This is a genomic window from Streptomyces sp. NBC_00094 (genome assembly GCF_026343125.1).
Lineage (GTDB): Bacteria > Actinomycetota > Actinomycetes > Streptomycetales > Streptomycetaceae > Streptomyces.
Genome location: NZ_JAPEMB010000001.1, coordinates 4355900 through 4379008 on the forward strand (window position 1 = coordinate 4355900; position 23109 = coordinate 4379008).

The window sequence follows — 23109 nt, forward strand, 5'->3', positions numbered from 1 at the left end:
CGCACAGCGAGGACGCTGTGAACGATCGGTCTTATTCCGACTCGATCGTTCCGCTCTCGTGGTGTCGACCCGATTACGGGTAAACATTCACGGAGAGTTTGATCCTGGCTCAGGACGAACGCTGGCGGCGTGCTTAACACATGCAAGTCGAACGATGAAGCCCTTCGGGGTGGATTAGTGGCGAACGGGTGAGTAACACGTGGGCAATCTGCCCTTCACTCTGGGACAAGCCCTGGAAACGGGGTCTAATACCGGATAACACCGGCTTCCGCATGGAAGCTGGTTAAAAGCTCCGGCGGTGAAGGATGAGCCCGCGGCCTATCAGCTTGTTGGTGGGGTAATGGCCTACCAAGGCGACGACGGGTAGCCGGCCTGAGAGGGCGACCGGCCACACTGGGACTGAGACACGGCCCAGACTCCTACGGGAGGCAGCAGTGGGGAATATTGCACAATGGGCGAAAGCCTGATGCAGCGACGCCGCGTGAGGGATGACGGCCTTCGGGTTGTAAACCTCTTTCAGCAGGGAAGAAGCGAAAGTGACGGTACCTGCAGAAGAAGCGCCGGCTAACTACGTGCCAGCAGCCGCGGTAATACGTAGGGCGCAAGCGTTGTCCGGAATTATTGGGCGTAAAGAGCTCGTAGGCGGCTTGTCACGTCGGGTGTGAAAGCCCGGGGCTTAACCCCGGGTCTGCATCCGATACGGGCAGGCTAGAGTGTGGTAGGGGAGATCGGAATTCCTGGTGTAGCGGTGAAATGCGCAGATATCAGGAGGAACACCGGTGGCGAAGGCGGATCTCTGGGCCATTACTGACGCTGAGGAGCGAAAGCGTGGGGAGCGAACAGGATTAGATACCCTGGTAGTCCACGCCGTAAACGTTGGGAACTAGGTGTTGGCGACATTCCACGTCGTCGGTGCCGCAGCTAACGCATTAAGTTCCCCGCCTGGGGAGTACGGCCGCAAGGCTAAAACTCAAAGGAATTGACGGGGGCCCGCACAAGCAGCGGAGCATGTGGCTTAATTCGACGCAACGCGAAGAACCTTACCAAGGCTTGACATATACCGGAAAGCATTAGAGATAGTGCCCCCCTTGTGGTCGGTATACAGGTGGTGCATGGCTGTCGTCAGCTCGTGTCGTGAGATGTTGGGTTAAGTCCCGCAACGAGCGCAACCCTTGTCCTGTGTTGCCAGCATGCCCTTCGGGGTGATGGGGACTCACAGGAGACCGCCGGGGTCAACTCGGAGGAAGGTGGGGACGACGTCAAGTCATCATGCCCCTTATGTCTTGGGCTGCACACGTGCTACAATGGCCGGTACAAAGAGCTGCGATGCCGCGAGGCGGAGCGAATCTCAAAAAGCCGGTCTCAGTTCGGATTGGGGTCTGCAACTCGACCCCATGAAGTCGGAGTTGCTAGTAATCGCAGATCAGCATTGCTGCGGTGAATACGTTCCCGGGCCTTGTACACACCGCCCGTCACGTCACGAAAGTCGGTAACACCCGAAGCCGGTGGCCCAACCCCTTGTGGGAGGGAGCTGTCGAAGGTGGGACTGGCGATTGGGACGAAGTCGTAACAAGGTAGCCGTACCGGAAGGTGCGGCTGGATCACCTCCTTTCTAAGGAGCACAGTACCGATTGCAGGCAAACGTTCTGCACGGTCAGCTCATGGGTGGAACGTTGATTAGTTGGCACAGTCGCTGTCTGAGAGATCGTGAGTACTGCTTCGGCGTGGAAAACGGGATCGATGAATCGGCTGTGCTTGGCACGTTGTTGGGTATCTGAGGGTGCGGCCGTATGGTCGTTGCCTTCGTGATGCCGGCCCCAGTGAACTTGCTTCTTTATGGAGCAGGGTGATGGGTGGCTGGTCGTTGTTTGAGAACTACACAGTGGACGCGAGCATCTGTGGCCAAGTTTTTAAGGGCGCACGGTGGATGCCTTGGCACCAGGAACCGATGAAGGACGTGGGAGGCCACGATAGTCCCCGGGGAGCCGTCAACCAGGCTTTGATCCGGGGGTTTCCGAATGGGGAAACCCGGCAGTCGTCATGGGCTGTCACCCATGCCTGAACACATAGGGCATGTGGAGGGAACGAGGGGAAGTGAAACATCTCAGTACCCTCAGGAAGAGAAAACAACCGTGATTCCGGGAGTAGTGGCGAGCGAAACCGGATGAGGCCAAACCGTATGCGTGTGATACCCGGCAGGGGTTGCGCATGCGGGGTTGTGGGATCTCTCTTTCACAGTCTGCCGGCTGTGAGACGAGTCAGAAACCGTTGATGTAGGCGAAGGACATGCGAAAGGTCCGGCGTAGAGGGTAAGACCCCCGTAGCTGAAACATTAACGGCTCGTTTGAGAGACACCCAAGTAGCACGGGGCCCGAGAAATCCCGTGTGAATCTGGCGGGACCACCCGCTAAGCCTAAATATTCCCTGGTGACCGATAGCGGATAGTACCGTGAGGGAATGGTGAAAAGTACCGCGGGAGCGGAGTGAAATAGTACCTGAAACCGTGTGCCTACAAGCCGTGGGAGCGTCGCTCATTGGGTTTACCCAATGGGTCGTGACTGCGTGCCTTTTGAAGAATGAGCCTGCGAGTTTGCGGTGTGTTGCGAGGTTAACCCGTGTGGGGAAGCCGTAGCGAAAGCGAGTCCGAATAGGGCGATTCAGTAGCACGCTCAAGACCCGAAGCGGAGTGATCTAGCCATGGGCAGGTTGAAGCGGAGGTAAGACTTCGTGGAGGACCGAACCCACCAGGGTTGAAAACCTGGGGGATGACCTGTGGTTAGGGGTGAAAGGCCAATCAAACTCCGTGATAGCTGGTTCTCCCCGAAATGCATTTAGGTGCAGCGTCGTGTGTTTCTTGCCGGAGGTAGAGCACTGGATAGGCGATGGGCCCTACCGGGTTACTGACCTTAGCCAAACTCCGAATGCCGGTAAGTGAGAGCACGGCAGTGAGACTGTGGGGGATAAGCTCCATGGTCGAGAGGGAAACAGCCCAGAGCATCGACTAAGGCCCCTAAGCGTACGCTAAGTGGGAAAGGATGTGGAGTCGCAGAGACAACCAGGAGGTTGGCTTAGAAGCAGCCACCCTTGAAAGAGTGCGTAATAGCTCACTGGTCAAGTGATTCCGCGCCGACAATGTAGCGGGGCTCAAGCGTACCGCCGAAGTCGTGTCATTGCAGCAATAGGGCCAACGCCCGCTGTGATGGGTAGGGGAGCGTCGTGTGCCGGGTGAAGCAGCCGCGGAAGCGAGTTGTGGACGGTTCACGAGTGAGAATGCAGGCATGAGTAGCGATACACACGTGAGAAACGTGTGCGCCGATTGACTAAGGGTTCCTGGGTCAAGCTGATCTGCCCAGGGTAAGTCGGGACCTAAGGCGAGGCCGACAGGCGTAGTCGATGGACAACCGGTTGATATTCCGGTACCCGCTTTGAAACGCCCAATATCGAATCAGGCGATGCTAAGCCCGTGAAGCCGTTCCGGACCCTTCGGGGAAAGGAAAGTGGTGGAGCCGGCGAACCAGACTTGTAGTAGGTAAGCGATGGGGTGACGCAGGAAGGTAGTCCAGCCCGGGCGGTGGTAGTCCCGGGGTAAGGGTGTAGGGCGTGTGATAGGCAAATCCGTCACACATTAAGCCTGAGACCTGATGCCGAGCCGATTGTGGTGAAGTGGATGATCCTATGCTGTCGAGAAAAGCCTCTAGCGAGTTTCATGGCGGCCCGTACCCTAAACCGACTCAGGTGGTCAGGTAGAGAATACCGAGGCGTTCGGGTGAACTATGGTTAAGGAACTCGGCAAAATGCCCCCGTAACTTCGGGAGAAGGGGGGCCATCACTGGTGATCGGATTTACTCCGTGAGCTGGGGGTGGCCGCAGAGACCAGCGAGAAGCGACTGTTTACTAAAAACACAGGTCCGTGCGAAGCCGTAAGGCGATGTATACGGACTGACGCCTGCCCGGTGCTGGAACGTTAAGGGGACCGGTTAGTCACATTTCGGTGTGGCGAAGCTGAGAACTTAAGCGCCAGTAAACGGCGGTGGTAACTATAACCATCCTAAGGTAGCGAAATTCCTTGTCGGGTAAGTTCCGACCTGCACGAATGGCGTAACGACTTCTCGACTGTCTCAACCATAGGCCCGGTGAAATTGCACTACGAGTAAAGATGCTCGTTTCGCGCAGCAGGACGGAAAGACCCCGGGACCTTTACTACAGTTTGATATTGGTGTTCGGTTCGGCTTGTGTAGGATAGGTGGGAGACTTTGAAGCCGTGACGCCAGTCATGGTGGAGTCGCCGTTGAAATACCACTCTGGTCGTGCTGGATGTCTAACCTCGGTCCGTGATCCGGATCAGGGACAGTGTCTGATGGGTAGTTTAACTGGGGCGGTTGCCTCCCAAAGGGTAACGGAGGCGCCCAAAGGTTCCCTCAGCCTGGTTGGCAATCAGGTGTTGAGTGTAAGTGCACAAGGGAGCTTGACTGTGAGACCGACGGGTCGAGCAGGGACGAAAGTCGGGACTAGTGATCCGGCGGTGGCTTGTGGAAGCGCCGTCGCTCAACGGATAAAAGGTACCCCGGGGATAACAGGCTGATCTTCCCCAAGAGTCCATATCGACGGGATGGTTTGGCACCTCGATGTCGGCTCGTCGCATCCTGGGGCTGGAGTCGGTCCCAAGGGTTGGGCTGTTCGCCCATTAAAGCGGTACGCGAGCTGGGTTTAGAACGTCGTGAGACAGTTCGGTCCCTATCCGCTGCGCGCGCAGGAATATTGAGAAGGGCTGTCCCTAGTACGAGAGGACCGGGACGGACGAACCTCTGGTGTGCCAGTTGTCCTGCCAAGGGCATGGCTGGTTGGCTACGTTCGGGAGGGATAACCGCTGAAAGCATCTAAGCGGGAAGCCTGCTTCGAGATGAGTATTCCCACCTCCTTGAGAGGGTAAGGCTCCCAGTAGACGACTGGGTTGATAGGCCGGATGTGGAAGCCCAGTAATGGGTGGAGCTGACCGGTACTAATAGGCCGAGGGCTTGTCCTCAGTTGCTCGCGTCCACTGTGTTAGTTCTGAAGTAACGAACACGCCCCCCTCGTTTGGGTGGTGCGGCGGTTCATATCTTCATAGTGTTTCGGTGGTCATAGCGTTAGGGAAACGCCCGGTTACATTCCGAACCCGGAAGCTAAGCCTTTCAGCGCCGATGGTACTGCAGGGGGGACCCTGTGGGAGAGTAGGACGCCGCCGAACAATCATTGTGGGAAAGCCCCGCACCTTATGGTGCGGGGCTTTTCTGCGTTTACGGGCCGGAATCCGCGGGCCGTCAGGCCGGCGTGACCAGTTGGGTGTCGTAGGCCAGGATGACCGCCTGGACGCGGTCGCGGGCGCCGGTCTTCGCGAGGATGCGGCCGATGTGGGTCTTCACGGTCGACTCCGCGAGGTGGAGGCGCTCGGCGATCTCCGTGTTCGTCCAGCCCTGGCCGACGACCGTGAGGATTTCGCGCTCCCGTTCCGTGAGGGAGGTGAGGCGCGGATCCTCCTGGGGCGGGGCTGCCGCCGCCGTGGGCTGCGGCAGATGGTGGATGTAGGCGTCCAGGAGACGGCGGGTCAGGCTCGGGGCCACGACCGCGTCGCCGCTCGCCACCGCGCGGATGCCCGCCAGGAGTTCCTCCGGCTGGGCGTCCTTCACCAGGAAGCCGCTCGCGCCGGCGCGCAGGCCCTCGTACGCGTACTCGTCGAGGTCGAAGGTGGTGACGATCAGGATCCGGGTGCGGGCTCCGGTCGTGACGATGCGGCGGGTGGCCTCGATGCCGTCGAGGCCGGGCATCCGGATGTCCATCAGGACGACGTCGGGGTGGTGGCGGTCGACCAGGCGGATCGCCTCGGTGCCGTTCGAGGCCTCGCCGACGACGGTCATGTCGTCCTGGCTCTCCAGCAGCATGCGGAAGCCGAAGCGCTGCATCGGCTGGTCGTCCGCGATGAGTACGGTCGTCACGTGGGGGAGTCCTCCAGGGGGAGTCGGAGACGGACGCGCCAGCCGCCGGTCGGCAGGCGTCCGCAGTCGAGGTGGCCGTCGTAGAGGGCCGCGCGTTCGCGCATGCCGGTGAGGCCCTGGCCGGGAGAGGGGGAAGGAGTGGTAGCGGGGGGCCTGGTGCCGCCGGTGTCCTCCACTTCGACCAGGAGTTCCTGTGGGGCGTAGGCCAGGAGTACGGTCGCCCGCGCCGACGGGCCCGCGTGTTTGAGGGTGTTCGTCAGGGCTTCCTGGATCACCCGGTAGACCGTCAGCTGGGCGCCCGGCGCGAGGGGTTGGGGCGTCGGTTCGTCGCGGAGGTCGACTCGTACCGCCAGGCCTGCCTTCCGTACGCCGGTGAGAAGGGTGTCGAGATCGGCGAGGGTGGGCTGGGGGTCGCGGACCGCCTCCTTTTCGTCGTCGCGCAGGACGCCGAGGAGGCGGCGGAGGTCGTCGAGGGCCTGGCGGCTCGTCGTCCCGATGGCGTCGAGGGCCTGGGCGGCGCGTTCGGGGTTCTTGGCCGCCGCGTACCGGCCGCCGTCCGCGAGGCCCGTGATGACCGAGAGGTTGTGGCCGATGATGTCGTGCATCTCCCGGGCGATCCGGGTGCGTTCGGCGGCGGCGGCGAGCCGGATCTCCTGGTCGCGTTCGATCTCCAGGCGGCGGGCGCGGTCGACGAGGCCGGCGGTGTGGTCCCTGCGGGAGCGGACCACGATGCCGAGGAGGACGACGAGCACGTACGCCCACAGGGTGGGGATGACGCGCTGGTCCCAGGTCTCCTGGGGGAAGCGGACGGCGCCCGTCACGAGCGGCGGCACGAGAAGGGCGAAGGCCCACAGGAGGGCGCGGGGCGGGCGGCTCAGCGCGATGTGGAAGACCGGGATCGCCTGGAGGTAGCCGCCCTGGAGGAAGGCTCCGGAGGCGTCGCTGACGAAGGCCGCGCCGGCCATCACGGCGAGGACGGTCATGGGCCGGCGGCGGCGCCAGTAGAGCGGCAGGGTGAGGGCCAGGCTGAGGGTGACCACGAGCCAGACCGGCACGGACGGGTCGCGGGCGGTGTTCCGCCAGCCTCCGGCCGCGTCGACGAGCGCCGCCGTGGTCCAGGAGAGCGTCAGACAGGTGTCCCATACCCAGGGGCGCCGGGTGTCGAAGGCCCGGACCCGGACCAGCAGGCGCTGGACGTGGCCGCTGAGGCCCGTCGTCCCGGCCGGTCGCGGTGTCTCCTCCGGTGTCTCGTCCATGGTCACCCGCTCATCATCCTCATACGTCGCGGCGGTTGAGCAACAGCGCGGGCACGGCGAGTGCCGCCGCCGCCCAGAGGAGCAGGGCGAGGAGTGCGGCGCCGGGGGAGGCCGCGCCGGGCATCGGGGTCGCGGAGCCGAGGACGCCGGCGGCCTGGGTGGGGAAGTACCGGACGGCCGTGTCCAGCGTCTCGTACGGGAGCATCCCGAGGATCTCGGGGACGATCAGGACCCCGCCGACGAAGGCGCCGATGGCGCCCGGCACCGAGCGCAGGGCGGCGCCGAGCCCGAGGGCGATGACGCCGAGGAGGGTCACGCCGGCGGCGTTGCCCGCGACGGCGGCGAGGACGCCGTCGTCGGTGAGGGACGCGGCCTGGTCGGTGTCGGAGAGGAAGAACTGGGCGGCGAGGAAGGTGAGGACGGCGGTGAGGAGGGAGACCGTGAAGACGGTGGCCGTGTAGACCGCGGCCTTCGCCCAGAGGACGGGGAGGCGGCGGGGGACGGCGGTGAGGGAGGCGCGGATCATGCCCGTCGCGTACTCGCCGGCGGTGACGAGGATGCCGAGGACGGCGAGGGCGATGCCGGCGAGCTGGGAGCCGTAGAGGGTGAGGACGACGGTGTCCACGTCGGAGTCGCCTCCGTCGGAGGTGTAGGTGGCGCCCATGAGGATGCCGACGCCGAGGAGGAACGCGACGGCGGTGAGGACGGTGATCCAGGTGGAGCGGACGGTCCGGAGCTTGTGCCACTCCGAGCGGAGGATCCGGGTGGGGGTGAGGCCGTAGGCCGGAGTGGTGGTGGCGGTGGTCGTCATGCGGGGGCTCCCTGGTATTCGACGGAGTCGCGGGTGAGGTCCATGAACGCCTGCTCCAAGGAGGGTGCCTGCGGGGTGAGTTCGTGGAGGGGGACGCCGTGGGTGGCGGCCGCGCGGCCGATCTCCGGGGCGTCGGGGCCGGTGACGAGGAGTGTGTCGGGGGCCTCCGTGGTGAACCGCGCGCCGGGGAGGAGCGTGCGCAGGCGGTCCGCCTCCGGGGTGACGACCTTGACGGAGGTGCCGCCGGAGGCTCGTACGAGGGCGTCGACCGTGGTGTCGGCGAGCAGCCGGCCCTTGCCGATGACGATCAGGTGGTCGGCGGTGAGCGCCATCTCGCTCATGAGGTGGGAGGAGACGAGGACGGTACGGCCTTCGGCGGCCAGGGACTTGAGGAGGGTGCGGATCCAGAGCACGCCCTCGGGGTCGAGGCCGTTGACCGGTTCGTCGAGGACGACGGTGGCCGGGTCGCCGAGGAGGGCGGCGGCGATGCCGAGGCGTTGGCCCATGCCGAGGGAGAAGCCCTTCACGCGCTTGTGGGCCACCTGGGTGAGGCCGGTGAGGGCGAGGACCCGCTCCACGCGGGTGTGGGGGATGCCGTGGGTGTGGGCGAGGGCCACGAGGTGGTGGTACGCGGAGCGGCCGGGGTGCAGGGAGTGGGCTTCGAGGAGGGCGCCGACCCGGGTGAGCGGGGCGCGGTGGTCGGCGTAGGGGCGGCCGTCGATGGTGGCGTGGCCGCGGGTGGGGGCGTCGAGGCCGAGGATCATGCGGAGCGTGGTCGACTTCCCGGCGCCGTTGGGTCCGAGGAAGCCGGTGACGGCGCCGGGGCGGACGGTGAAGCCGAGGTCCTGGACGACGGTCCTGTCCCCGTACCGCTTGGTGAGGTTCTCTGCTCGGATCATGGTGTCGACGCTAGGGAGCGGGCGGCGGCCGGACGTCGGACCGGGGGAGTGGACCGGGCCGCGGGCGTAGTACCGGGGTACGACGCCGGCGCGACCCTGTCGTCCGGGGAGCGGCCTCGGCACAGGGAAAATCTCTTGTCAGGGGTGTGCCGGGGTGGTGAGGATCGTCGTCATGGACTATTCGATACGTACGATCCGCGCCGACGAGTGGGAGCAGACCCGCGAGATCCGGCTGGCCTCCCTCCAGGACCCCATCGCGCACCTCGCGTTCCTCGACACGTACGAGGACGCCGTGGAGCGGCCGGACTCCTTCTGGCAGGAGCGGGCCGAGGGGGGCTCGGAGAGCGGGTCGGGTGCGGTGCGGCAGTTCGTCGCCGAGGGTCCGGACGGGAGTTGGGCGGGCACGATCACGCTGCTCGTGGAGCGGCCCTCGGCCGAGGTGCGCTTCGGGGAGGTGGCGAAGGTCGACCAGACGCACATCGTGGGTGTGTGGGTACGTCCCGAGGCGCGCGGGACCGGGGTGATCGACGCGCTGTTCCGGGCGGGCGTGGAGTGGTCCTGGACGCTGCCGGAGCCGGCGGTCGCGCGGGTGCGGCTGTACGTCCACGAGGAGAACGCGCGGGCCGCCGCCTTCTATCGCCGCTTCGGGTTCGTGGCGACGGGGGACCGGGTGGCGGTGCCGGGGAGCGAGACGGCGCAGGAGCTGGAGTACGAGCTGCTGCGGCCCACCGTGTGACTCAGGGGGTGAGCGCGCTCTCCGGCCAGCGGGAACGGGCCTGTTCGCGGGAGCGGAGGAGGGCCAGGGTCGGGAGGCCCTGGTGACGGCCGGTGGCGAGGAGCTCCGGGAGACCCGGGAGCGGGGCCACGGCGGCGACGTCGTCGAGGACGAGCGTCAGTGGTGGGTCGAGCCGACCGTCGGATGACCGTGCGGCCATGCGGCGGCCGTGCTCGACCACGCTTGCGGCGAGGGCCGTGAGGAGCGGCATCGCGCCGGGGTGGGCCCGGGGGTCCTCGATCGGTTCGCCCACCACGTAGAGCGTGCCCCCTTCGTCGACGAAAGATGCGAGCGTCAGGGAATCCGTTCGATTCGGTACGCAGGCCTCGCGGATGTGGATCGAGGACAGGGCGGCGAGCGCACGGGCCGTCAGTTCCTGGGCCAGGCGGCGGCTTTCCGGGTGGGCGGTGAGCGCCGATTCGAGGAGGCCGGCGAAGCCCGAGGCCGCCTTGGGGTGGCTGCGGAGGATGCGTACGGGTTCGTGGGCGCCGGCGCCCTGGGCCCAGCGGTGGACCTGCCGGAAGGAGCCGCCGCCGACGGCGGCGGCGTGCAGCCAGCAGCGCAGGAGCGTTTCCGCGGTGTCTGCGGTGGTCGCGTCCAGGCGGGAGTGCGGGCGGACGGGGGCGAGCAGGGCGGCCGCCCGCTGTTGGGCGACGGCCGGGTCCTCGCAGCGGTCGGACGGGGACCAGTGGAGCCTGGCGGGTGTGTCGCAGAGGTGGCCGGGGTCGTACACGAGGACCGGGCCGAGCTTGCCGCGCGCGTCCTTGGTCGACGACCAGACGGTGGGGTCGGAGGTGACGACGAGGACGGGGCCCTCGGCGTCCCGGATCGCCTGTACGGCGGCGGGGCGGCGGGCTTCCGGGGGGCCGTAGACGAGGCCGGGGGCGAGTCCGGGGGTGGCGGTGGCCGCGGTCGCGGCCGGGCGGGCCGTCGGGAACGGCTCCGGGGCGAGCTCCTCGGCGGGGCGGCGCGGCGGGGGCGGGGTGGGCTCCCGGCGGGGCGCGGGGTCGTCTTGTATGGGCTCCCGGTCGTTCCGTACGGGGTCCAAGTCGTCTTGCTCGGGCTCCCATTCGTCCTCTGCGGGTTCCCATGCGTCGGGTGCCGGTGCCGGTGCCGGTGCCGGTGCCGGGGAGGGTTCCGGAGACGGAGACGGAGACGGAGACGGGGCCGAGGTCGTGGTCGGGGTCCGGTCGGTTCGTGTGGGCTTCCGGGGTTTCCGGGGCTTGGGGGGAGTCGGGTCGTACACGCCGGACCTGCGGTTCGCGCGGACCGCGCGCCAGCGGGCGAACGTGCCGAGGGCGAAGACCGCGAGGACCAGCATGACCATCGCCTCGCCGATCAGCAGGCCCCAGAAGAGCCCGTACCCCGAGAGCTGACCGCCCGGGGTGGCCGGCCAGGCCGCCGCCAGGTCGGTCGGGGCGGTCACCAGGGAGCGCAGGGCCGCGGGGGTACGGGGCAGGGCGACGCCCTCCGGCCAGGCGCCGTGGGCGAGGAGGCCGCCGAGGCCGGTGGCCGTCCAGACCAGGACCGTCAGACAGAGGAGGAGGGCGAACAGGCTGAGCAGCAGCCCGTCGGAGATGCCTCCCTGGCGCTGCTGCTGTCCGCCCGTACCGCTCGCCATCTCAGGCCACCGTCGACTGTGAGGAGCCGTTCATCTGCTGCTCGATGAGGATCGCCCGCTGCTCCGCCTCCCACTCGGCGGCCTGGATGTCCTCCGGCAGGGCGTCCGGGCGGGACGCCTCGGTCATCGCGCGGTCCGTGTAGACGAGGGGGCGTTCGCGCTCGGTGATGAGGTGTTTGACCACCTGCACGTTGCCGTTGACGTCCCAGACGGCGATGCCCGGGGTGAGGGTCGGGATGATCTCGACCGCCCAGCGGGGCAGGCCGAGGACCCGGCCCGTGTTGCGTGCCTCGTCGGCCTTCTGGGCGTAGATGGTCCGGGTGGAGGCCATCTTGAGGATGGCCGCGGCCTCCTTGGCCGCCGCTCCGTCGACGACGTCGGAGAGGTGGTGGACGACGGCGACGAAGGACAGGCCGAGGCGGCGGCCGAACTTGAGCAGCCGCTGGAACAGCTGCGCCACGAACGGGCTGTTGATGATGTGCCAGGCCTCCTCGACGAGGAAGATGCGCTTCTTCCGGTCGGGGCGGATCCAGGTGTGCTCCAGCCAGACGCCGACGATCGCCATGAGGATCGGCATGGCGATGGAGTTGCGGTCGATGTGGGAGAGGTCGAAGACGATCAGGGGCGCGTCGAGGTCGATGCCGACGGTCGTCGGGCCGTCGAACATGCCGCGGAGGTCACCGTCGACCAGCCGGTCCAGGACGAGGGCGACGTCCAGGCCCCAGGCCCGTACGTCGTCTATGTCGACGTTCATCGCCTCCGCCGATTCGGCCTCGGGGTGGCGGAGCTGCTCGACGATGTCGGTGAGGATCGGCTGGCGGTCGGTGGTGTGCTCGGTGACGAAGGCGTGGGCGACCTTGAGCGCGAAGCCGGAGCGCTCGTCGAGGCCGTGGCCCATCGCCACCTCGATGATCGTGCGGAGCAGCGCGAGCTGTCCGGTGGTGGTGATCGAGGGGTCGAGGGGGTTGAGGCGGATGCCGGAGTCGTTGGCGACCATCGGGTCGAGCCGGATGGGAGTTATTCCCAGCTCCTGCGCGATGAGGTTCCATTCGCCGACGCCGTCCTCGCCCTGGGCGTCGAGGACGACGACCTGACGGTCGCGGAAGCGGAGCTGGCGGAGCACGTACGTCTTCTCCAGCGCCGACTTGCCGTTCCCGGACTCGCCGAGGACCAGCCAGTGGGGGGCGGGGAGCTGCTGCCCGTACAGCTGGAAGGGGTCGTAGATGTACCCCTTGCCGCTGTAGACCTCGCGGCCGATGATCACGCCGGAGTCGCCGAGGCCGGGGGCGGCGGTCGGCAGGTAGACGGCCTGGGCCTGCCCGGTGGAGGTGCGGACGGGCAGGCGGGTCGTCTCCACCTTGCCGAAGACGAAGGAGGTGAAGGCGTCGGTCAGGACGGACAGCGGATCTCGCATCGGTCGATGCCCCTTCGGCCTTTAGCGGCGGATGCCGGTCGCGAACGGCAAGGTGTTCACAAAGGCCCGGTGGTGCTCGCGGTCGCACCACTCCAGCTTCAGGTACGACTTGCCGGCGGAGGCCCTGATCGTGCGCTTGTCCCGGGCGAGGGCCTCGGGCGAACGCGACGACACCGTGATGTACCCGACGAGGTTCACTCCGGCCGCGCCACTGGCGAGATCTTCACCCCGCTGGTCGAGCCGGCCGTGGGCGGCGATGTCGCGCGGGTCGATGGTGCGGTTCATCTTGGCGGCGCGGCTGGCGTCGGCCTCGTCGTTGGTCTTCTCGGTGAGCATCCGCTCGATGGCGACCTCGGTGGGCTCCAGGTCCATGGTCACGGCGACCGTGCGGATGACGTCGGGGGTGTGGACGAGGAGCGGGGCGAGGAAGTTGACGCCGACCGGGGTCATCGGCCACTCCTTGACCCAGGCGGTGGCGTGGCACCAGGGGGCGCGGGTGGAGGACTCGCGGGTCTTGGCCTGGAGGTACGTCGGTTCCATCGCGTCGAGTTCGGCGGGCCAAGCGTTTCGTTTCGTCATGGCCTGGATGTGGTCGATGGGGTGGTCCGGGTCGTACATGGAGTGGACGAGCGAGGCCAGCCGGGACTGGCCGAGGGGCTGGCGGACGCGGATGTCGGCCTCGGCGAGGCGGGCGCAGATGTCGGTGAGCTCGCGGGCCATGACGACGGCGAGGCCGGCGTCGCGGTCCAGCTTGCGGGCGCCGGAGGCGTGGCGGGTGGCGTGGGCCATGGCGTTGGCCTCGGCGGCGAGTTCGCGCGTGTAGTGCATGCAGGCGACGAGGTAGGCGCGGTGCTGCTCGCTGGAGGTGGAGACCATCGACTGGAGCTGCTCGTACGACTCCTTGAGCCAGGCGGGCGCGGCCGTGTCGCCGCGCTGGACGACGTCCTTGGCGTGCGCGTCGGGGTCGGCGGGGAGGGTGCGGGCCAGCATCTGGAGGCGGGTCACGAAGCCGTCGCCGTTGGCGACGTGCTTCAGGAGGGTGCCGAACCGGTCGACGAGCGCTTCCTGGTCCTCGCTGTCGCGCAGGCCGACGCCGGGGCCTTCGATCTCGATGGCGGCGGTGACGGTGCGGCGGTCGGCGTGGAGGAGGACGGCGATCTCGTCGGGGCCGAAGGGGGCGGCGAGCCAGCCGACGCGGCCGATGCCGGGGGGCGGGCCGACCTCGACCTCGCGGCCGTCGATGCGGGTGCCGGACTCGGCGGCGACGGAGCGGTAGGCCGTACCGCGCTTGAGCATGCGCTTGTAGCTGCGGTTGATCTCGTACCACTTGTAGAACGTGCGGTGCTTGTACGGGAGGTACACGGCCGCGATCGCGAGCATGGGCAGGCCGGCGAGGAGCGCGATCCGCAGGGGGAGGAGGGGGACGAGGAGTCCGCTCATCATGCCGAGGAAGGCGCCGACGATGATCAGGGCGATCTCGCCCGTCTCACGGTTCTTGCCGACGATCGCGTTGGGCCGGGCGCGGCCGACGAGATACGTGCGGCGGGGCGCGACCGGCTGGGACTGGGTCGTCAACGCCCTCCACCTCCAGAGTTGCGGTTGCTGTGCGGGGTGCCCGCGGTGGGACTGCTGCTACGGGGGGCGGGCGGGGGCGTGGCTCCGCCGCCGCCCCGGTTGTCGCCGCTGCGGCTGCTGTGGGCGGCCACGCCGCCGGCGAGGGGGTTGGCGGGGCGGGCGGCCTGGGAGCCCTGACCGCCGCCGCCTCCGCTGTCGCGGGTGCTGTGGGTCTTGATGCCCTGGGAGACGAGGGAGGCGGGGGAGGAGATGACGGCGGCGGCCGTGTTCTCGCCGGCGCGGTGGAGCCGGTTGTTGCGGGAGGCGACGATCTCGTCGCCGAAGCCGGGGACGAAGCGGTAGATCATCGCGGAGGCGAAGATCGCGAGCAGGATGATCGCGAGTCCGGAGACGACGGCGGAGAACGAGTCGGGGCCGGTGCCGGAGGAGAGTGCGCCGGCGAGGCCGAGGACGATGACGATGACCGGCTTGACGAGGATCACCGCGATCATGATTCCGGCCCAGCGGCGGACGTGGCCCCACATGTTCTTGTCGACGAGGCCGGAGTAGACGACGACGCCGAGGAGGGCGCCGACGTAGAGCATGACGGCGCGGAGGAACAGCTCCAGGTAGAGCACGCCGGCGGCGAGGACGGTCACCAGCGACACGATGATCAGCATGATGGGGCCGCCACCGATGCTGTCGCCCTTCTGGAGGGCCTGCTTGAAGCTGCCGAAGAAGACGTCGGTCTGCTGTCCGGTGCCGGAGGCGATGACCTCGGTGACGGCGTCGGTGGCGTTGACGACGGTGTAGAGGATCAGCGGGGTGAAGGCGGAGGCGAGGACCGTCAGCCAGAGGAAGCCGATGGCCTCGGAGAGGGCGGTGGTGAGGGGGACGCCGCGGATGGCTCGCTTGGCGACGGCGAGCAGCCAGAGGAGGAGGGTGAGGAAGGTGGCGGCGGCGAAGACGATGGCGTACCGGCCGAGGAACTCCACGTTGGTGAAGTCGACGTCGGCGGTTTCCTTGACGGCCTTGGAGAGGAAGTCGATGGTGGCGATGGCGGCGTCGGCGCAGCCGCGGGCCAGGGAGGTGAGGGGGTCGAGGGCGGTCGTGGGGTCGTCGAGCCCAGGGCGGGGAGAGCCGCTGGGGTCACCCTCGGAGCAGTACTCCTTGGCCGGACCGATCAGCCGCGCGCAAGGGTCGTTGCTGGCGCTCGGGGACGGTGTGGCGGTGGGAGGAGGGGTCGGGGCGGCGGTGGCGCGGGCCGCGAACATGAACGCCGTCGTCTGAAGGGCGACGACGGTAGCGACAACGGGTCGGAAGGGGCGACGGCTACCGGGCATAGGTAAAGCCTCCGAACTCCTCTACGGCCTTGCTGATCTCGTCGGCGGTGGAGGCAGTGACGTCGCCCGGCACGGGTGCCGGACCGTTCGTCTGGCTGTCGTCGGCGATCTTCCAGTCGTTGTTCGTCCAGCGCAGGTCGAACGTCCAGGTCATCCAGGTCGTGCTCACCGGATCCGTGGAGTCCGGCCCGGACATTCCGATCAGGCCCGTGTACCAGACGGACACCTTGGCAGTGTCACCGTCGTAGCTCTCGACCTTGGCGCCCACGGGGATGGTCCGCGACACGAAGGTGTTCCCCGCAGGGGGGTTGCCCTCCGCGTCCAGGCCGAGCCTCTTCAGGAATTCGGCCGAGTACGCCTCATCCTGAGGAGTCTTCAGGCGCTTTGCCGCGTCGGGCGTGTAGACCGTGTCCACGATCTGGTGCCGGCCGGTCTTCTTGAACATCCCGTCGGAACCCAGTGTCACCGCGTAGTTCGTCGCCGCGCTCTGGGCTCCCTGTTCGTCCCGGGCGAAGCCGGTCGGGATCGCGCCGTTCTTCTCCTTGACCGGGCGGACGCCCGTCGCCGCCGTCGGGGCCTGCTCGCCCGGGGTGCCCGCGGAGGGGGCCGCGTCCGCGGGGTCGCCCCCGCCGCGGTTGGCGAAGGCGATGGCCGCGATGAGGAGGACCACCACGCCCACGACCGTGATGAGGGAGCGGGAGCTGCGGACGGGGCGGCGGGCGCCGCCGTACACGTCGCCGCTGTTGCCCTCGGGTAGGCGGGTCCGGGTCTGGCCCGAGCCGCCCACGCCGCCGAAGCCGTCGTGCTCGTCGCCGAGACTCATGCCGGGTACGCCCCCTCACTCGTTCGCGGGTACGACAGTGCTGCAACATGACTGGGCATCAGGGAACGCAAACGCAACATCAGCAGGCCTCAGGAGGATGGAGTCCGACGGGAGATCAGACGGCCATCCCGTACACGATGGTGAACAGCGTCCCCAGGGATCCGATGATGAAGACGCCGGTGAGGCCGGCCACGATCAGGCCCTTGCCCTGTTCCGCGCTGAACGTGTCGCGGAGGGCGGTCGCGCCGATGCGCTGCTTGGCCGCTCCCCAGATGGCGATGCCGAGGCAGAGCAGGATGGCCACGGCCATCACGACCTCGATCATGATCTTGGCCTCGGCGCCCAGGCTGCCGAAAGGGCCCCAGTTCGGGGCGATTCCACCGATGATGGTGGTGATGTCGCCCTTTTCTGCCGCCAGGTACATGTAACTCACCGCCCCTGTTGGGTAGTTAACTGCCCTTGCCGGAAGGCATGGGTCATCGCCCTATCTTCGCTGATGAAACCGCTCGTGTGTGACGGCTTGACGGCTCTCTTTACCCGATCACCGCACACTTGACCGGTCTGACCGTCTTGACCTGCGGTGGTGTGGCCGGTTTCTATGCGAAGAAGCGTATGGTCACTCTGTGTATCACGGAGGGTGACTCCGGGCAATGATTGTCGTTGTTGCACTCTTGGGGCGCCGTCGGGCGGAGGGGGGCGTTATCCGATCCCTCGCCGCCTAGACTGCTCTCGGGGACGTACTGCCATGGGCCGAGGGGTGGTTGACGGTGCGTAAGGCCGGCAAGGCGTGGTTGGTGGCCGGTGGGGCCTTCGGGGTCTGTCTCAGCTTCGTCGCACTGCTCGTCGTCGGTACGTACTCCGCGGCGGCGGGTCTCATGGGCGGCGCGGGCAGCGCCGCGAACGGCACCGTGGCGCTGGCCAAGGGCTCCGTTCCCGCCCTCTACCAGGGGCTCGTGCAGCGGTGGGGCAATCTCTGTCCCGCGATCAACCCGGCTCTGCTCGCCGCTCAGCTCTACCAGGAGAGCGGCTGGAATCCGCGGGCCGTCTCCCCGGCCGACGCGCGGGGCATCGCCCAGTTCATCCCCGGCACCTGGGCCGGGCACGGCGTCGACGGTGACGGGGACGGGGACCGGGACATCTGGGACCCGGCGGACGCGATCCCCTCGGCCGCCTCGTACGACTGCGAGCTCGCCGGCTATGTGAAGGACGTGCCGGGGGACCCGGCGAACAACATGCTGGCCGCGTACAACGCGGGCGCGTACCGGGTGATCAAGTACGGCGGGGTGCCGCCGTTCACCGAGACGCAGAACTACGTGCGGATCATCCGGTCCCTGGAGAAGAGCTTCGCCCGGCCGGCGGGCCGCGTCGAGCCGTCGAGGCTGGCCGCCGGCGCCATCCACTACGCGCAGCAGAAGCTCGGCACTCCGTATCTCTGGGGCGGTACGGGCACGGCCGCGCAGAACGGCCGGTTCGACTGCTCCGGGCTGACCCAGGCCGCGTACGAGAGTGTCGGCATCGAGCTGCCGCGCGTCGCCAACGACCAGTACAACGCCGGGCCGCATCCGAGCAGGGACGAGCTCCTCCCGGGCGATCTTGTCTTCTTCTCCGACGATCTGACGAACTCGCGGACCATTCGGCACGTCGGTATCTACGTCGGCGGCGGGTACATGATCGACGCACCGCGCACCGGGGCGGTGATCCGCTTCGACCGGATCGACACCCCCGACTACTTCGGCGCGACCCGGGTCACGGCGGAAGGCGCCGCGGCGCTGCCCACGCATCTCCCGCAGACGTAGGGATGGGAGACGGGCCGTCGGGTCGCCGGGGGCGTATGGGACATGGCCGGAACTCTCCGTCATGCGCTGGCCCTGAGCTGCGCCGGACCGTCACTCTTCGATAACGTCGCCATGATCAACCGGAGAGAGCGGAACGCGCACCTCAGGCAGTTCGTTCCCTGATCCGAACGCTCTGACCACGGGGGTGGGAAGACAGACACGAGAAGCAAGGGGCCGCAGCAGATGGCTGGACTCGCATCGGACGGTTCCAACCCCGATGTCAGCCTGCTCTACGACATCAACGGGCTGGCGAAGGCCGCTCCGCCGTGGTTCGACCGCGTCATGGAGTTCGTCGGCGAGTACGGGATCATACTCGGGATGGTCCTGGTCGTGCTCTGGTGCTGGTGGAGCGTCCGCCGCAGGGGCGCCATCGCGGACTCCGTCTCGGCCGTCGCCGGGCTCGTCTGGGCCCCGCTGGCCGCCGGTGTCGCCCTCCTCGTGAACATCCCCATCCGGGGCTTCGTCGAGCGCCCCCGGCCGTTCAACGACCACCAGGGCCTCGACGTCCTCGTCGAGGGGAAGACCGACTTCTCCTTCGTCAGCGACCACGCCACCATGGCCATGGCCCTCGGGGTCGGCCTCTTCGTCGCCCACCGGAAGTTCGGACTCGCCGCCATCGGCCTCGCCCTCGCCGAGGGCTTCGCCCGGGTCTACATGGGCGTCCACTACCCGACCGATGTCATCGGCGGCTTCGCCCTCGGCACGGCGGTGGCGCTGCTCCTCGCGCCCGTCGCGCTCGCCCTGCTGACCCCCGTCGTCTCCGCCGTGGCCCGCTCCGGCCGCGGCGCCCGGCTCGTCCGCTCGCGGCGCGTCACGGAGCTCCGGCAGCCGGAGCCCTTCGACATCCCCGAGCCCCGGCTCGGCGGCCCCGGCACCGGGACGACCCAGAACGACCTCGCGGCCTGAGGCCAGGCGGCGCGTCCCAGGCGGGGACGTTGCCGACGCCTCCTAAGGAGTCCCGGCGGACGTCGATGCGCGGAGGTGTTCCGCCGCGTCCGTACGGGCCCTCTCCCGCGATCTGCGGGCCGGTCCCGACCAGCCGCAGCTGCACCGTGCCAGCGCGAACGAGCCGCGTTCCGTCGTCGTGGTCGCGTGGGATGAGGACTGCGCATACACACGACCACCGTACTGCGCGTGACGGCTCGCCCGGACCGTCGTTATGCGGATCGGGTGTCCCCGGACCCGCGGGGACCGGGGGACGTGCGGGTCCCGGGCAAACAGCGTTGAGGCGTTGGGGGTTGGCAGGCGATGGTGGTGCAGCGGTACGGGCGTCCGCGGGGGCACGGGAGCGGGGCGTTCGCCGTCACCGCGGTCCTGGTCGGCTCCCTCGTCGGGGCCTCGGCGGTCGCGGGGTGCGCCGCGCCCGAGGACCCGAAGCCTGCGGTGGATCCCCTCCTCGCCGTACGGAACGCTCCCGACGCGCTGACGAGGGCCGGCACCGCCAAGGCGAGCACGTCCATGGAGATGGCCGCCGGCGGGACCCGGGTCACCATCCGGGGCGAAGGCGGCTACGACTTCCGCCGCCGCACCGGCCGGCTCCAGGTGATGCTGCCCAAGGACGCGGCCGGCACCGACGAGCACCGGCCGATCACCGAGCTCCTCACCCCCGGCGCGCTCTACATGAAGAACCGGGGCGCCGGAGTGCCCGCCGACAAGTGGGTCCGCGTCGACACCACCACCCTCGACGACGGGAACCTCGTCACGGGCGGGGCCACCGACCCGGCCGCCGCGGCGGAGCTGCTGCGGGGCGCCCGGGAGGTCACCTACCTCGGGGAGGTCGAACTGGCAGGCGTGAAAGTCGGCCACTACCGAGGTGTCGCCGACATCGCCCAGGCGGCCCGGGTCGCCTCGCCGCAGCTGCGCGGGGCGCTCGCCGCGGCGGCGAAAGGGTTCGCCAAGGACACGGTGCCCTTCGACGCGTATCTGGACGGGGAGGGGCGGCTGCGGAAGGTCCGCCACCAGTTCAGCTTCAGCAACCAGGGCCGTACGGTCGCCGTCGCGTCGACCACCTTGTTGTACGGCTTCGGGGTCCGCGTCCAGGTGACGCTGCCGGACCGGCGGGACATCTACGCCGGGAAGATCAAGGCCTGACCCGGGCGGCGGCGGACCGGTGGTTCGGACCATCGCCAAATGGTCCGGACGTGTCATGCGCGCTGTGTGGCGCCCTCCCTACGCTGGGAGACCGCTGGGAGACGACACCGGCAGGAAGAGGTGACCGCACATGGCTCCGCCCGGTACCGCGACCATGACCGCAGACCCGGACTGTGTCGCCCTCGCCGAGATCGAACTGTGCGGCGAACTGATCATCGCGGCCTCCGCCGCCGACGAGGAGCGCCTCAGCGCCGACCGCATCGACGAGGTGCTGCGCGTCGCCGCCGAGCGGGCCGTACGGGAACGCTGACCGTACGGCCCCCCACCCCGTACACGGGAGTACGGGGAGTGCGGCGGCCCCCCGCTCAGGTGCGCATCATGCGGGCGATGGCCTTCGTGGCCTCCTCGACCTTGGCGTCGATGCCCTCGCCGCCCTTGGCCGCGGCGTCCGCGACGCAGTGCCGCAGGTGCTCCTCCAGAAGCTGGAGGGCGAAGGACTGGAGCGCCTTCGTCGACGCCGAGACCTGCGTGAGTATGTCGATGCAGTAGACGTCCTCGTCGACCATCCGCTGGAGACCGCGGATCTGCCCCTCGATCCGGCGGAGCCGCTTGAGGTGCTCGTCCTTCTGCTTGTGGTAGCCGTGCACGCCGTGGTCGTGGCCGGCGGGCTCGACGGCCTCGACAGCCTCGACGGTCGCGGGGGTGACCTGGTCCGCCTCGGTGGTCGTCATCGCGTCCTCCCGTTGTCCAGATAAGGGGGTGTATACCCCTCGTGGGTATATGGTACCGATCCCCGCCGATCCGGGCGGGGGCCCGTGCAGTTCACTGTGCCTGATGGGCGACACTGAGAGGACGCCGGTTAGCCGTGGCCGGATGATGCGCCTAGCATCAGCCTGACCGAAACCCAGCACCCCGAGGACCTCACGTGCGATTTCGTCTGACCCCCAGGGAGACGAGCTTCTACGACATGTTCGCCGCGTCCGCGGACAACATCGTCACGGGCTCCAAGCTCCTGATGGAACTGCTCGGAGCGGAGCCTTCCGCCCGGGCCGAGATCGCGGAGCGGATGCGGGCAGCGGAGCACGCCGGCGACGACGCTACCCACGCGATCTTCCACCAGCTGAACTCCTCCTTCATCACGCCCTTCGACCGCGAGGACATCTACAACCTCGCGTCGTCCCTCGACGACATCATGGACTTCATGGAGGAGGCCGTCGACCTGGTCGTCCTCTACAACGTCGAGGAACTCCCCAAGGGTGTCGAGCAGCAGATCGAGGTCCTGGCCCGGGCGGCCGAGCTGACCGCCGAGGCCATGCCGAACCTGCGGACGATGGACAACCTCACCGAGTACTGGATCGAGGTCAACCGGCTCGAGAACCAGGCCGACCAGATCCACCGCAAGCTGCTCGCGCAGCTCTTCAACGGCAAGTACGACGCCATCGAGGTGCTCAAGCTCAAGCAGATCGTCGACGTGCTGGAAGAGGCGGCCGACGCCTTCGAGCACGTCGCCAACACGGTGGAGACCATCGCGGTCAAGGAGTCCTGAGCTTCGTGGACACCTTCGCTCTGATCGTGACCATCGGTGTCGCGCTCGGCTTCACGTATACGAACGGCTTCCACGACTCCGCCAACGCCATCGCCACCTCGGTGTCGACCCGGGCGCTGACCCCCCGGGCGGCGCTGGCTATGGCGGCGGTCATGAACCTCGCGGGTGCCTTCATGGGCAGCGGGGTCGCCAAGACCGTCAGTGAGGGGCTCATCGAGACCCCGACCGGCGACAAGGGGATGGGCATCCTCTTCGCCGCGCTGGTGGGCGCGATCATCTGGAACCTGGTCACCTGGTACTTCGGTCTGCCGTCCTCCTCCTCGCACGCGCTGTTCGGCGGCATGGTGGGCGCGGCGCTGGCGGGTGGCACCGAGGTGCTCTGGGGCGGCGTCCTCGACAAGGTCGTCATCCCGATGTTCATCTCGCCGGTCGTGGGTCTGGTCGCCGGTTACCTGGTCATGTGCGCGATCATGTGGATGTTCCGCAAGGCCAACCCGCACAAGGCCAAGCGCGGCTTCCGTATCGCGCAGACGGTGTCGGCGGCCGGCATGGCGCTCGGCCACGGTCTGCAGGACGCGCAGAAGACGATGGGCATCGTGGTGATGGCCCTGGTCATCGCCGATGTGCAGCAGGCCGGTGACGACATTCCGGTGTGGGTGAAGATCGCCTGCGCCGTGATGCTCTCGCTCGGTACGTACGCGGGTGGCTGGCGCATCATGCGGACGCTCGGCCGCAAGATCATCGAGCTGGACCCGCCGCAGGGTTTCGCGGCGGAGACGACGGGTGCGTCGATCATGTTCGGCTCGGCGTTCCTGTTCCACGCGCCGATCTCGACCACGCACGTCATCACCTCCGCGATCATGGGCGTCGGCGCGACGAAGCGCGTCAACGCGGTCCGGTGGGGTGTCGCCAAGAACATCATCCTGGGCTGGTTCATCACGATGCCGGCGGCGGCGCTGGTCGCTGCCGCGAGCTACTACGTGGTGCAGCTGTTCTTCGGCTGACGAGCGGTGCCACCCGGTCTCGCTGGGGGCCGGGTGGCATCCCCCGGGCCGACGAGCCTGTACTGGCTGGAAATGGTTGGGCCCGGCTCCCCTGTGGGGGAGCCGGGCCCTTTCGTCTTTACGGTGGCACCGCCATGCAGCACCGAAAGACGGTCTTGGGGGCGA

The 23109-nt window shown here is 67.9% G+C and carries 18 protein-coding genes and 3 rRNA genes; 10 read left to right on the top strand and 11 right to left on the bottom strand.

The features are described 5' to 3' along the window. Positions 1-86 precede the first annotated feature (86 nt). The 3 genes from OG580_RS19165 to rrf all read left to right on the top strand — a co-directional run bounded on the left by OG580_RS19165 (position 87) and on the right by rrf (position 5227). Positions 87-1612, top strand: a 16S ribosomal RNA gene (locus tag OG580_RS19165). Positions 1613-1900: 288 nt separating this feature from the next. Further along, positions 1901-5023: ribosomal RNA gene (locus OG580_RS19170) — 23S ribosomal RNA — on the top strand. Positions 5024-5110: 87 nt separating this feature from the next. After that, a 5S ribosomal RNA gene (gene rrf, locus OG580_RS19175) occupies positions 5111-5227 on the top strand. Together the 16S, 23S and 5S rRNA genes form the textbook arrangement of a ribosomal RNA operon. A 73-nt stretch (positions 5228-5300) precedes the next feature. Here rrf and OG580_RS19180 read toward each other — a convergent pair. Genes OG580_RS19180 through OG580_RS19195 form a run of 4 tightly spaced genes read right to left on the bottom strand, consistent with a single transcriptional unit; the run spans position 5301 to position 8938 of the window. After that, positions 5301-5972, bottom strand: coding sequence for a response regulator transcription factor (locus tag OG580_RS19180; RefSeq protein ID WP_267044890.1), 672 nt, complete (start codon positions 5970-5972; stop codon positions 5301-5303). Continuing rightward, positions 5969-7228, bottom strand: coding sequence for a sensor histidine kinase (locus tag OG580_RS19185; protein WP_267044891.1), 1260 nt, complete (start codon positions 7226-7228; stop codon positions 5969-5971). Before OG580_RS19185 ends, OG580_RS19180 begins: the two co-directional genes overlap by 4 nt. Before the next feature lie 19 nt (positions 7229-7247). Further along, positions 7248-8039, bottom strand: a complete 792-nt coding sequence (locus OG580_RS19190; RefSeq protein ID WP_267044892.1) for an ABC transporter permease — start codon at positions 8037-8039, stop codon at positions 7248-7250. Beyond that, positions 8036-8938 carry an ABC transporter ATP-binding protein gene (locus OG580_RS19195; protein ID WP_267044893.1) on the bottom strand — a complete coding sequence of 301 codons (903 nt, stop codon included), beginning with the start codon at positions 8936-8938 and terminating at the stop codon, positions 8036-8038. Before OG580_RS19195 ends, OG580_RS19190 begins: the two co-directional genes overlap by 4 nt. 172 nt (positions 8939-9110) lie before the next feature. Here OG580_RS19195 and OG580_RS19200 point away from each other — a divergent pair, with 172 nt between their 5' ends. After that, positions 9111-9674, top strand: coding sequence for a GNAT family N-acetyltransferase (locus tag OG580_RS19200; RefSeq protein WP_267044894.1), 564 nt, complete (start codon positions 9111-9113; stop codon positions 9672-9674). A 1-nt stretch (position 9675) separates the two neighbouring features. Here the strand turns inward: OG580_RS19200 and OG580_RS19205 are convergent, their stop codons facing one another. From OG580_RS19205 to OG580_RS19230, 6 genes are all read right to left on the bottom strand, one after another. Further along, the gene (locus OG580_RS19205) at positions 9676-11334 is read right to left on the bottom strand and encodes a type IV secretory system conjugative DNA transfer family protein (RefSeq protein ID WP_267044895.1); all 1659 of its coding nucleotides are present in this window, start codon (positions 11332-11334) and stop codon (positions 9676-9678) included. Position 11335: 1 nt separating this feature from the next. Continuing rightward, positions 11336-12748 (bottom strand): ATP-binding protein, encoded by a 1413-nt coding sequence (locus OG580_RS19210; RefSeq protein ID WP_267044896.1) that lies wholly within the window; start codon positions 12746-12748, stop codon positions 11336-11338. Between the two features lie 21 nt (positions 12749-12769). Then, positions 12770-14323: an SCO6880 family protein gene (locus OG580_RS19215; RefSeq protein ID WP_267044897.1), complete on the bottom strand. Its 1554-nt coding sequence runs from the start codon at positions 14321-14323 to the stop codon at positions 12770-12772. Beyond that, positions 14320-15645: a hypothetical protein gene (locus OG580_RS19220; RefSeq protein WP_267044898.1), complete on the bottom strand. Its 1326-nt coding sequence runs from the start codon at positions 15643-15645 to the stop codon at positions 14320-14322. The genes OG580_RS19215 and OG580_RS19220 overlap by 4 nt, the downstream gene beginning before the upstream one ends. Next, positions 15635-16468, bottom strand: coding sequence for a hypothetical protein (locus tag OG580_RS19225; protein WP_267044899.1), 834 nt, complete (start codon positions 16466-16468; stop codon positions 15635-15637). The genes OG580_RS19220 and OG580_RS19225 overlap by 11 nt, the downstream gene beginning before the upstream one ends. A gap of 115 nt (positions 16469-16583) precedes the next feature. Next, entirely contained in the window at positions 16584-16892 is a 309-nt protein-coding gene (locus OG580_RS19230; RefSeq protein ID WP_017242359.1) for a hypothetical protein, read from the bottom strand. Between the two features lie 337 nt (positions 16893-17229). Here OG580_RS19230 and OG580_RS19235 point away from each other — a divergent pair, with 337 nt between their 5' ends. From OG580_RS19235 to OG580_RS19250, 4 genes are all read left to right on the top strand, one after another. Beyond that, complete coding sequence (locus OG580_RS19235) at positions 17230-18264, top strand: bifunctional lytic transglycosylase/C40 family peptidase (protein ID WP_323182577.1); 1035 nt, start codon at positions 17230-17232, stop codon at positions 18262-18264. 222 nt (positions 18265-18486) lie between these two features. Continuing rightward, positions 18487-19209, top strand: a complete 723-nt coding sequence (locus tag OG580_RS19240) for a phosphatase PAP2 family protein (protein ID WP_267044900.1) — start codon at positions 18487-18489, stop codon at positions 19207-19209. A 342-nt stretch (positions 19210-19551) separates the two neighbouring features. Continuing rightward, the gene (locus OG580_RS19245; RefSeq protein ID WP_267044901.1) at positions 19552-20394 is read left to right on the top strand and encodes a hypothetical protein; all 843 of its coding nucleotides are present in this window, start codon (positions 19552-19554) and stop codon (positions 20392-20394) included. Positions 20395-20524: 130 nt separating this feature from the next. Beyond that, the gene (locus tag OG580_RS19250; RefSeq protein WP_267044902.1) at positions 20525-20704 is read left to right on the top strand and encodes a hypothetical protein; all 180 of its coding nucleotides are present in this window, start codon (positions 20525-20527) and stop codon (positions 20702-20704) included. A gap of 55 nt (positions 20705-20759) precedes the next feature. Here OG580_RS19250 and OG580_RS19255 read toward each other — a convergent pair whose 3' ends face one another. Continuing rightward, positions 20760-21125, bottom strand: coding sequence for a metal-sensitive transcriptional regulator (locus OG580_RS19255; protein WP_267044903.1), 366 nt, complete (start codon positions 21123-21125; stop codon positions 20760-20762). Positions 21126-21319: 194 nt separating this feature from the next. On the opposite strand from OG580_RS19255, the gene OG580_RS19260 reads away from it, so the two are divergent. Both OG580_RS19260 and OG580_RS19265 read left to right on the top strand, forming a co-directional pair. After that, on the top strand, positions 21320-21940 hold the full coding sequence (locus OG580_RS19260; RefSeq protein ID WP_056652336.1) for a DUF47 domain-containing protein: 621 nt from the start codon (positions 21320-21322) through the stop codon (positions 21938-21940). 5 nt (positions 21941-21945) lie between these two features. Further along, the gene (locus tag OG580_RS19265) at positions 21946-22944 is read left to right on the top strand and encodes an inorganic phosphate transporter (protein WP_267044904.1); all 999 of its coding nucleotides are present in this window, start codon (positions 21946-21948) and stop codon (positions 22942-22944) included. Positions 22945-23109 lie beyond the last annotated feature (165 nt).